The following is an 8980-nucleotide window of genomic DNA, read 5'->3' as shown; positions in this document are numbered from 1 at the left end:
GGTCAGTGCCTGCAGGGCCTCGCTCTGGTACTCGCTCTCGAACTTTTCGGCGCGGGCATGGGTGTAGCCGAAACGGCTGTAATAGGCCGGATCACCCAGCACCACGGCCAGCGTCTCGCCGGCATCCCTGAGGCGGATATGCGCCTCGCGGATCAGCGCGCCGCCAATGCCGCTGCCATGGAACGAGGGCTCGACCGCCAGCGGCGCGAGCGCCACGGCCGCAAAGTTCTTGCCGCCGCTCTGCACGAACAGTCGCGAAAACAGGATATGGCCGACCACCTGGCCGTCCTCTTCCGCCACCAGTTCGGCAACGGCGTCGCCGCCGGTCACCAGCGCGTCGACCAGTCCGGCCTCCGCCTGCTGGCCGAAAGCGTGTTCCTCGACGAGGCGGATGGCCTCGCGATCCCGCGGCGTCGCCGCGCGTATCGACATCATGCTCATGAGAATTTCATTCCTTTTTCGATCTTGGCCCCGCGCAGGAATTCCGACGCGGCAGCGGGCCTTCCGCCCGCCCGTTGAACTTCGACCAGACTGATCGCGCCTGCCCCGCAGGCGACCGTCAGCCGGTCATCGAGAATTCCTCCCGACTCGCCGGCGCCTTGCGATAGCGTCGAGCGAAGCAGTTTCAGCCGCTCCGGGCGGCCGCCAATTGCAATCTCGGACCAAGCCCCGGGAAAGGGCGACAGGCCACGAATGGTATTGTGCACTTCGCTCGCCGAGCGAGTCCAGTCCAAGCGAGTCTCAGATTTATCGATTTTTTTGGCGTAGGTCACCCCTTCCACCGCTTGTGCGGTAAATGTCAGGGTGTTCCTTTCCAGTCGCGCCAGCGCTTCCACCATCAGTGCAGCACCGACACTCATCAACCGATCATGCAGATCGCCGGCAGTCATATCGGGTTCGATGGCGCATTTTTCAACCATTGCCACCGGGCCGGTGTCCAGGCCCACTTCCATGCGCATCACCATCATGCCGGTTTCGCTGTCCCCGGACATGATCGCGCGCTGGATCGGCGCGGCACCCCGCCAGCGCGGCAAAAGCGAGGCATGGCCGTTGATGCAGCCAAGCCGGGGGGCCTCCAGAACTGCCTTCGGCAGCAGCAGGCCATAAGCGACGACCACTGCGACATCGGCCCGCAGGGCGCGGAAAGCGGCCTGCTCGGCCCCGCCTTTGAGCGATACCGGTGTGCGTGTCTCGATGCCCAGCCGCTCCGCCTCGCGCTGTACCGGCGACGGCGTCAGCTCAAGCCCGCGCCGTCCGGCGGCGCGCGGCGGCTGCGTATAGACGGCAGCAACTTCATGTCCGGCCTCGGCGATGGCCCGCAGCGTCGGCACCGAAAACTTCGGGGTGCCCATGAAGATGACGCGAAGGGGCATTTCCCCTATCCCACCATCTTGCCTGGCGCCTTGTCCCTGGCGAGCTTCTTGAACTTCTTCACCACCATGTCGCGTTTCAGCTTCGAGATGTGGTCGATGAACAAGACGCCATTGAGGTGGTCGATCTCATGCTGCAGGCAGGTCGCCATCAGCCCCTCGGCCTCGATCTCCTGCAGCTTGCCGTCGCGGTCGAGATAATTGACCCTCACGGCTGCCGGGCGTTCGACCTCGGCATAGTAGTCCGGGATCGACAGGCAGCCTTCCTCGTAGACCGACCGCGTGTCGGCGCTGCTCAGGATTTCCGGGTTGATGAAGACATGCGGTGCCGGCGTTTCGTCTTCCTTGGCCAGATCGATCACCAGCATGCGCACCGGTTCGCCGATCTGGATTGCCGCCAGTCCGATGCCGGGCGCGTCATACATGGTCGCCAGCATGTCGTCGGCTAATTTGCGCAAAGGCCCGTCGACGCGCTCCACGGGCTTGGAAACCTGGCGCAGGATGGGGTCGGGAAGGATGATGAGCGGCTTGATCGGCATGGCTTTCCACCTAAGACCTCCAGCGAAAAGCGTCAACCGGGGCGCCGGGGCGCCGTTCACGTTTTGATCTGTGCCAGCCCCGCGAATCGGCTATGCTGTCCACATGAATGATCTGACATCCATCCTTTCGGAGCCTGTCGCCCGGCTTGGCGCCTCCACGATCACGCTCGGCCATGCTCTGGCCGTCGGCGCATTGCTGTTTGTCGGCCTGTTCGTGGCGCTTGTCATCGCGCTGTGGCGTTCGGCAAAGGCGCGCGCCGTCGCCGCCGCTGAGGCCGCCGACCATGCCCGAGACGCCGAGGCGCGGATGGCCGGCATCTTGCAAAGCCAGGCCGAGATGCAGGGCCGCATGGGCGCCATCGCCGAAGTGTTCGGAGCACGCCAAGCCGAGCTGACGCAGTCGATCGGCCAGCGCCTCGACGCCATGACCGGCCGCATCGGCCAGACCATGACCGAGCAGACCAAATCCACGCATGAGAGCCTGGCCAAATTGCAGGAACGGCTGGCGATCATCGACACCGCGCAAGGCAACATCCAGTCGCTTGCCGGCCAGGTCGTGCAATTGCAGGCGATCCTCTCCAACAAGCAGACGCGCGGTGCCTTCGGCCAGTCGCGCATGGAGGCGATTGTTGCCGACGGCTTGCCGCACGGGGCCTACGAGTTCCAGGCAACGCTGTCGAACGGTAGCCGGCCGGACTGCCTGGTGAAGATGCCGAATGGCGCGCCGTCGCTCGCCATCGATGCCAAATTTCCGCTCGAAGCCTGGAACGCCATCCGCGCTGCCGATGGCGCCGACCTGCAGAAGGTCGCTGCCCAGGCCTTCCGCCGCGACATCGAAATCCATGTCCGTGATATATCCGAGAAATATCTGATTCAGGGCGAGACGCAGGATACAGCCTTCATGTTCGTGCCGTCGGAATCGGTTTTCGCCGAGATCCACGAGAATTTCGAGGCCATCGTCCACAAGGCGCACCGCGCTCGCGTCGTCATCGTCTCGCCGTCGCTGCTGATGCTGTCGATCCAGGTCATCCAGGCCATCCTCAAGGACGCCCGCATGCGTGAACAGGCGCATCTGATCCAGGGCGAAGTCATCCGGCTGATGGAGGACGTTGCGCGCGTCGACGAGCGGGTGCGCAAACTGCAGGTCCATTTCGGCCAGTCGGCCAAGKACATCGACGACATCCTCGTCTCGACGTCGAAGGTGACCAGACGCGGCCAGAAGATCGAGGCACTGGAGTTCGGCGCCCAGCCCGACGGCGAGGCTGGCCCCGAAGCAGCATCACGGCCTGCCACCACGAAGGTCGAGACAGGGACCCGCGTCGCCGATTCGAAGACCGGGCAGCTCAGGCTGAGGGTCGTCGAAGGCGACGACTGACGCCGCAGCAGCGCTACTGCTTCTCCACGGTGGTCATGCCCTGGAATTCCGGCAGCCAGTGCAGCGCTGAACTGTGCCATTTTTGCTGTGTCGGGACCAGATCCTCGCGTTGCCGCGCGGTTCCCGCTCGAATTCCATAGACCTTCGGACCATCTCCGACCGAGGTGGCGTAAAGGTGCGAACCGCAGTCAGCGCAAAAGGCCTGGGYGCGCTTGGCGCCGCTCGCCCCGGTCTTGATATAGATTTTCGGCGTACCCTTGGTGATCCGGTAGTGATCCTCAGGCGCCGGAACAGTCACCCGAAAGGCCGTGCCGGTCAGTTTCTGGCAGTCGGTGCAGTGGCAGATCGAGGTCTTTTCCGGGTCGACCTCCGCCTCGTAGGCGATAGCGCCGCAATGGCAGCCGCCGTCGATTTTCATCTTGTTTCTCCCTGCTTCGTCGGCATCTTAACCGGCCTGATCCGGCTCGTCTCCTGACGCGGCTTCAACAATCTTGCGCCGCTGTTCCCAGGTCCCGGTCGTCTGCGGCTTGACGAACAGCCTTGCGATCTCCGGCATCTCTGTCTTCAGCCGCGCCTCCAGGCGCTCCACACAGGCTTCGATCTCCGGCGCAGTCAGGTGATCCTCGAACTCGATGCTGAGAGCAGCGACGATCTCTTGCGGCCCCATGTGGACGGTCAGAACGCCGTTCGCCTGTTGCACCGCCGGATCCTGCTGGACGATCGCCAGCACGTGTCTCTGCACCTCCGGGGAGGCCGGCTCGCCGATTAGCAGCCCCTTGCTTTCGCGGGCCAGGAAGATAGCCGTCGCGCCCAGGATCAGCCCGATGCCGATCGAGGCGGCGCCGTCGAGCTCCGGCATCTCCAGCAGCTCCGCCGCAAGGATGCCGGCAAAGGCGACGATCAGGCCGAGCAAGGCGGCGCTGTCCTCGAACAGCACGGTGTAGACGCTGGGGTCCTTGCTCGACTGCACGGCCTGCAGCCAGCCCTGCTTGCCCTTCTGCTGGCGGAACTCCTTCAGCGCCACCAGCCAGGAGCTGCCCTCGAACAGGAAGGACAGGCCAAGAACGATGTAGTTCACCTTCGCGTTGACGACCGGCTCCGGCGCCATGATGTGGATCACACCTTCGTAGAAGGAGACGCCGGCGCCCAGTGCGAAGACCAGAAGGGCGACGATGAAACTCCAGAAATAGAGTTCGCGGCCGTGACCGAGCGGATGCGTCCGATCGGGCGGGCGGGCGGCGCGGTGCATGCCATAGAGCAGCAGGCCGCCATTGCCGGTATCGACCAGTGAGTGCACGCCTTCCGACAGCATCGCCGAACTGCCGGTGAAGAAAGCGGCGGCGAACTTGGTCAATGCGATGGCGAGATTGCCGGCGAGCGCCGCGTAGATCACCCTTTTTGAGCCGCCATGCCCGGCCATGATGCTGCCCCCGTTCAAGGCGCCAGTCTAACGGCCAGCCCGTCAAAGCTCCACAAGACAACATAACGCGCGAACCGTCGGCTCGTTCGGTCGGCTATTCGACGACCTCGTCGGTCCAAACTTTGAAACCGGCGAGCGTGCCCGGCCCGAAGATATGGGTCAGCGGCACGTCGGCCGCGTCACGCCCGGAGGCGATCAGGATGCGGCCGATGCGCGGCGCATTGTTGCGCGGGTCGAAGGCGTGCCAGCGGCCGCCGAGATAGACCTCCATCCAGGCGGCGAAATCCATGCTCGACCACGGCTTCGGCGTGCCGATGTCGCTGATGTAGCCGGTGCAGTAGCGCGTCGGGATGTTGAGCGCCCGGCAGAAGGTGACCGCGAGATGCGCGAAGTCGCGGCAGACACCACTCTGTTCGCGATAGGCTTCCGCAGCGGTGCGTGTCGGCCGCGCATTGCCGTAGTTGAAGACGATATGATTGTGGACGAAGTCGCAGACCGCCTGCACACGCGCAATGCCGAGCGGCGTGTGGCCGAACAGCCGCCACGCTTCGCTCGCCAAGAGGTCGCTCTCGCAAAAGCGGCTGGGCAGCAGAAACAGCAGTGTATCCGCCGGCAGGTCGCGCACCTCGTGCTGCCAGGCCATCAGGTCGCCCATCTCGAAGGTGCCGGGATCGCGGATCACCGCGTCGGTGCCGAAGGTGAACCGCCCTGGCGGAGCGACGAACCGGTTGCACCAATTGCCGAAACTGTCGCGATAACTCTCGATCGGCACGGGCGGGTTSGAGGTCAAAAARTCSGGSCGYTCRAGRTCGGAGGCGCGRGAATAGTGRACATTCAGCATCGCGATRAGCGGSGTTTCCTGGGGAAAGTCGAAGCTCATCTCGCAGCCGATATGGATTCGCATTGTCGTCCTGACCGGCCCGCGTGTTCATCTCCGGGCGAAAGCGCCGGTGGATGCTGCAGTGCGAAGATGACCATGGCACGGACCGGCCTGGTTTACGAGCAAATTAGAAACCGGTTAAAAGCGGCCGGCTGGCGGTGTCGATAGGCGCTGGCCTCTTGCAGTCGGACGTTTCTCTTGTTTCACTTCGCTTCCCGCAATCGGAGGAACGAATCATGGCTAAAGGTGCGATGAAGGCAGGCAAGGAAGCCCGCAAGCCGAAGAAGGATGCCAAGAAGCCAGCCCCGGCTCCGGCCCTGAAGGCGCCGCCGGTCAAGGCGATGAAGCTCAAGGACAAGTAGGTCCGGGCAATACCCGTCCGAACGGGATTGCGACCGGCAATGTTGTTGCCGGTCGTTGTTGATCGAGCGCTTGAATTTCTTATATTGGCGGGGCGGGGACGACCTCGCGCTTTCCCCGAAAATCCGGCCGGGACGACCCGCCATTGTTGATTGAGCGTCGGATACCGAATCCGAATTCGGTCCGATGCTTTGATGGAGCGTAGTCGATGGCGTGGATTTTTCTGTTTTTTGCCGGCCTGTTCGAGATCGGCTGGGCAATCGGCCTCAAATACACGGACGGCTTCTCGAAGCTGATGCCGACCGTGCTGACCGTTGCCTCGATGATCGTCAGCCTCACTCTGCTCGGCCTGGCGCTGAAGGCGCTGCCCGTCGGTACCGCCTATGCGGTGTGGACCGGCATCGRCACCGTCGGCACGGCGCTGCTCGGCATCTGGCTGCTCGGCGAGCCGGCCACCGCGATCAGGCTGGCGTGCATCGCGCTCATTGTCTGCGGCATCATGGGGCTGAAGTTCGCCGCCTGATCATACCGCTCTATCTTTTTGTTTTACGCAATTCCCTGAGGGAAAGCGCTACGCGCTCTTCCCGGGAAAACCGCTTCACACTTTTCCTGGAATTGCTCTAAAGCGCGTCGCGTTGGGCCGGATTCGGGTGAGGCGCTTTAGGGTCTTGCATGTCGTCCTCCCAAAACCGGGGCCTCATTTGCGAGACATGCATTGGACAAACACGTTCAGGGCCGCTGCAAGGCGACCCTGATCTTCGAAGCAGATTGCTCCATTGCCTGGAGGCTAGCGGGCGGAGAAGCCCGGAGGCGTCCTGCCCGTGCGCTGTTTGCGCGCTGCATAACGCGCGTCGCGCTTGGCCTTGCGTTCGGCTTCGTCGGCCAGCAAACGGGCGATGCGCTCGTTTTCTTCGGCTTCCCGAATCTTGGCTTCAGCCTGTGCCGCCTCTTCGGCCGCGATGCGTGCCGCTTCGGCTGCTGCCTCGCGCTCGGCCTTCTCGACCGCCTCGCGTGCCAGCTTTTCCTGCTTCAGCCTGGCCTTTTCAGCCTCGCGTATCTGGCGAGCCTCGAGGATTGCCTTGCGTTCGGCCTGTCGTGCCAGCACCGTCGGATCGTCTGCTGCCGGCTTTGACTTGAAGCGCTCCAGAAGCGCCTTCTTTGCCTCGTTTGCGGCATTGCGCCGCTCGAAAATGTCTTTTTCCCTGTAGATAGCCAAGTCCACTTCCCTGAAGTCAATTCGCGACGCTTACATACGCGCGAATGCCGAGAGTTCAAGCGCCAAAACGGCATGCCAGCCATGAAATTCCGCGATGTTGCACCTGGGAGACGTATTTTCGGCCGGAACCGACATGCACTGTTCACCGTCCGCCCCTCTGGCGGCGAGGCGGGTCGATGGCTACCTCTAGCCCGAAACTCCAACACCAGGATGACATTCGAATGGAACTCGGTCTCTACACCTTCGCCGACGTCAGCCCGCAGCCGGGTCCCAGCGCCATCAGCCCGCATGAACGACTGCGCAACCTGATCGAGGAGGTCGAACTGGCAGACCAGGTCGGCCTCGACGTCTTCGGTCTCGGCGAGCATCACCGGCCCGACTATGCTGCCTCCGCACCGGTGGTGGCGCTGGCCGCGGCCGCCGAGCGCTCGAAGCGTATCAGGCTGACCAGCGCGGTCACAGTCCTGTCCTCCGATGATCCGGTGCGCGTCTTCCAGCAGTTCGCCACGCTCGATCTTCTGTCGGGCGGCCGTGCCGAGATCATGGCGGGGCGCGGCTCGTTCATCGAATCCTTCCCGCTGTTCGGCTACAATCTGGAGGACTATGACGAGCTGTTCGCCGAAAAGCTCGACCTCCTGCTTGCCATCCGCGATCATGTGAAGGTCACCTGGTCCGGCAATCTGCGTGCGCCGATCAACGATCGCGGCGTCTATCCAAGGCCGTTCCAGGACAGGCTGCCGGTCTGGATCGCCATTGGCGGCACGCCGCAATCGGCGGCGCGCGCCGGTGCGCTCGGCCTGCCGCTGGCGCTCGCCATCATCGGCGGCGAGCCGGCGCGTTTCGCGCCGCTGTTCGATCTCTACCGTGAGGCGGCCAAGCGCGCCGGCAACGATCCGGCAAGCCTCGCCACCAGCATAAACGTGCACGGTTTCATCGCCGAAACGACCGAGCAGGCGGCGGATGATTTCTACGGCCCACAAGCCGAGGTGATGAACCGCATCGGTCGCGAGCGCGGCTGGGGTCCGACGTCGCGGGCGCATTTCGACCAGTCGCGTGGCCCCAATGGCGCCCTGTTCGTCGGCAATCCCGAGCAGGTGGCCGAAAAAATCGTCGCCCAGCACAGGATCTTCGGCAATGACCGCTTCCTGCTGCAGATGGCAATCGGCACCATGCCGCATGCAAAGATCATGAAGGCGATCGAGCTCTACGGCACCAGGGTGGCGCCGATCGTGCGCAAGGAAACAGCGAAGTCCGCGCCCGCGGTGCCGGCGCCCGTCGCATAGGTCAGCGGGAGGTCCGCGCTCCGGGCCTTGCCCGGCTAACGGAACCCAAGCGGCGGTAGAGGCGTTTTCGTCATTGGATTGCACCAATTGCGGTGCGCCGGTGAGGGTCCATGATGAAAGCCGAACCTGCAGCTTTAGGCACAGGCGTTGCCGAGCCTGAAGACCCGCGCGCAGCGGCTCGCGCGGACACGCATCTTATGCGTTCGCTGCTCGTCGGCATCTTCCTGTTCATGGCCATCTACGCGCTTTACTTCGCCCGCGCCTTCTTCATGCCGGTGATCCTGGCTTTCCTGCTGGCGCTGACACTGACACCGATCGTCCGGCTTCTGCGCAGGCGCGGCGTTCCCGAGGTGATTTCTGCGACCCTTCTGGTGCTGTTGTCGGTCTGCATTTTCGCTAGTGCAGGCTATCTGCTCAGCGGCCCGGTCATCGACCTCATCAACAACACCTCGTCGATCGGCCAGCAGCTCACCGAACGGCTGGCGCAATTGCGGCGTCCGTTCGAGAGGATCATGCAGATCTCGCACCAGATCGAGC

The 8980-nt window shown here is 63.6% G+C and carries 12 protein-coding genes; 5 read left to right on the top strand and 7 right to left on the bottom strand.

The genetic code is table 11. From position 1 onward, the window contains the following. From ACXJ7R_RS17710 to def, 3 genes are all read right to left on the bottom strand, one after another. Nucleotides 1-441, bottom strand: a 441-nt coding sequence (locus tag ACXJ7R_RS17710; RefSeq protein ID WP_457152966.1) for a GNAT family N-acetyltransferase, incomplete at its 3' end; no start/stop codon positions are given. After that, the gene (gene fmt, locus ACXJ7R_RS17705; RefSeq protein ID WP_457152965.1) at nt 438-1373 is read right to left on the bottom strand and encodes a methionyl-tRNA formyltransferase; all 936 of its coding nucleotides are present in this window, start codon (nt 1371-1373) and stop codon (nt 438-440) included. The genes ACXJ7R_RS17710 and fmt, both read right to left, overlap by 4 nt. A gap of 5 nt (nt 1374-1378) precedes the next feature. Further along, the gene (gene def, locus ACXJ7R_RS17700) at nt 1379-1909 is read right to left on the bottom strand and encodes a peptide deformylase (protein ID WP_095083447.1); all 531 of its coding nucleotides are present in this window, start codon (nt 1907-1909) and stop codon (nt 1379-1381) included. 103 nt (nt 1910-2012) lie between these two features. On the opposite strand from def, the gene ACXJ7R_RS17695 reads away from it, so the two are divergent. Further along, nucleotides 2013-3284, top strand: coding sequence for a DNA recombination protein RmuC (locus tag ACXJ7R_RS17695; protein ID WP_457152964.1), 1272 nt, complete (start codon nt 2013-2015; stop codon nt 3282-3284). Nucleotides 3285-3297: 13 nt separating this feature from the next. Here ACXJ7R_RS17695 and ACXJ7R_RS17690 read toward each other — a convergent pair whose 3' ends face one another. The 3 genes from ACXJ7R_RS17690 to ACXJ7R_RS17680 all read right to left on the bottom strand — a co-directional run bounded on the left by ACXJ7R_RS17690 (nt 3298) and on the right by ACXJ7R_RS17680 (nt 5608). Beyond that, nucleotides 3298-3702 carry a GFA family protein gene (locus tag ACXJ7R_RS17690; protein WP_457152963.1) on the bottom strand — a complete coding sequence of 135 codons (405 nt, stop codon included), beginning with the start codon at nt 3700-3702 and terminating at the stop codon, nt 3298-3300. 27 nt (nt 3703-3729) lie between these two features. Next, nucleotides 3730-4704, bottom strand: a complete 975-nt coding sequence (locus ACXJ7R_RS17685) for a cation diffusion facilitator family transporter (protein WP_457152962.1) — start codon at nt 4702-4704, stop codon at nt 3730-3732. Nucleotides 4705-4798: 94 nt separating this feature from the next. Continuing rightward, complete coding sequence (locus tag ACXJ7R_RS17680) at nt 4799-5608, bottom strand: transglutaminase-like domain-containing protein (RefSeq protein ID WP_457152961.1); 810 nt, start codon at nt 5606-5608, stop codon at nt 4799-4801. 212 nt (nt 5609-5820) lie between these two features. Here ACXJ7R_RS17680 and ACXJ7R_RS17675 point away from each other — a divergent pair, with 212 nt between their 5' ends. Continuing rightward, entirely contained in the window at nt 5821-5946 is a 126-nt protein-coding gene (locus ACXJ7R_RS17675) for a hypothetical protein (RefSeq protein ID WP_013528464.1), read from the top strand. A gap of 206 nt (nt 5947-6152) precedes the next feature. Next, on the top strand, nt 6153-6467 hold the full coding sequence (gene sugE, locus ACXJ7R_RS17670) for a quaternary ammonium compound efflux SMR transporter SugE (RefSeq protein WP_457152960.1): 315 nt from the start codon (nt 6153-6155) through the stop codon (nt 6465-6467). A gap of 264 nt (nt 6468-6731) precedes the next feature. Here the strand turns inward: sugE and ACXJ7R_RS17665 are convergent, their stop codons facing one another. Beyond that, nucleotides 6732-7160 carry a DUF6481 family protein gene (locus ACXJ7R_RS17665; RefSeq protein WP_184872979.1) on the bottom strand — a complete coding sequence of 143 codons (429 nt, stop codon included), beginning with the start codon at nt 7158-7160 and terminating at the stop codon, nt 6732-6734. Nucleotides 7161-7381: 221 nt separating this feature from the next. Between ACXJ7R_RS17665 and ACXJ7R_RS17660 the strand changes: the two genes are divergently transcribed. Next, complete coding sequence (locus ACXJ7R_RS17660) at nt 7382-8443, top strand: LLM class flavin-dependent oxidoreductase (RefSeq protein ID WP_457152959.1); 1062 nt, start codon at nt 7382-7384, stop codon at nt 8441-8443. 113 nt (nt 8444-8556) lie between these two features. Then, nucleotides 8557-8980, top strand: a 424-nt coding sequence (locus tag ACXJ7R_RS17655; RefSeq protein ID WP_457152958.1) for an AI-2E family transporter, incomplete at its 3' end; no start/stop codon positions are given.

The organism is Mesorhizobium sp. P5_C1 (assembly GCF_054049815.1).
This window is presented reverse-complemented; position numbering and strand designations above follow the sequence as displayed.

Bases quoted from the DNA above. Each gene is read 5' to 3' on its own strand.
- fmt (WP_457152965.1), bottom strand. From the start codon at position 1,373: ATGCCCCTTCGCGTCATCTTCATGGGCACCCCGAAGTTTTCGGTGCCG.
- def (WP_095083447.1), bottom strand. From the start codon at position 1,909: ATGCCGATCAAGCCGCTCATCATCCTTCCCGACCCCATCCTGCGCCAG.
- ACXJ7R_RS17685 (WP_457152962.1), bottom strand. From the start codon at position 4,704: ATGGCCGGGCATGGCGGCTCAAAAAGGGTGATCTACGCGGCGCTCGCC.
- ACXJ7R_RS17675 (WP_013528464.1), top strand. From the start codon at position 5,821: ATGGCTAAAGGTGCGATGAAGGCAGGCAAGGAAGCCCGCAAGCCGAAG.
- ACXJ7R_RS17660 (WP_457152959.1), top strand. From the start codon at position 7,382: ATGGAACTCGGTCTCTACACCTTCGCCGACGTCAGCCCGCAGCCGGGT.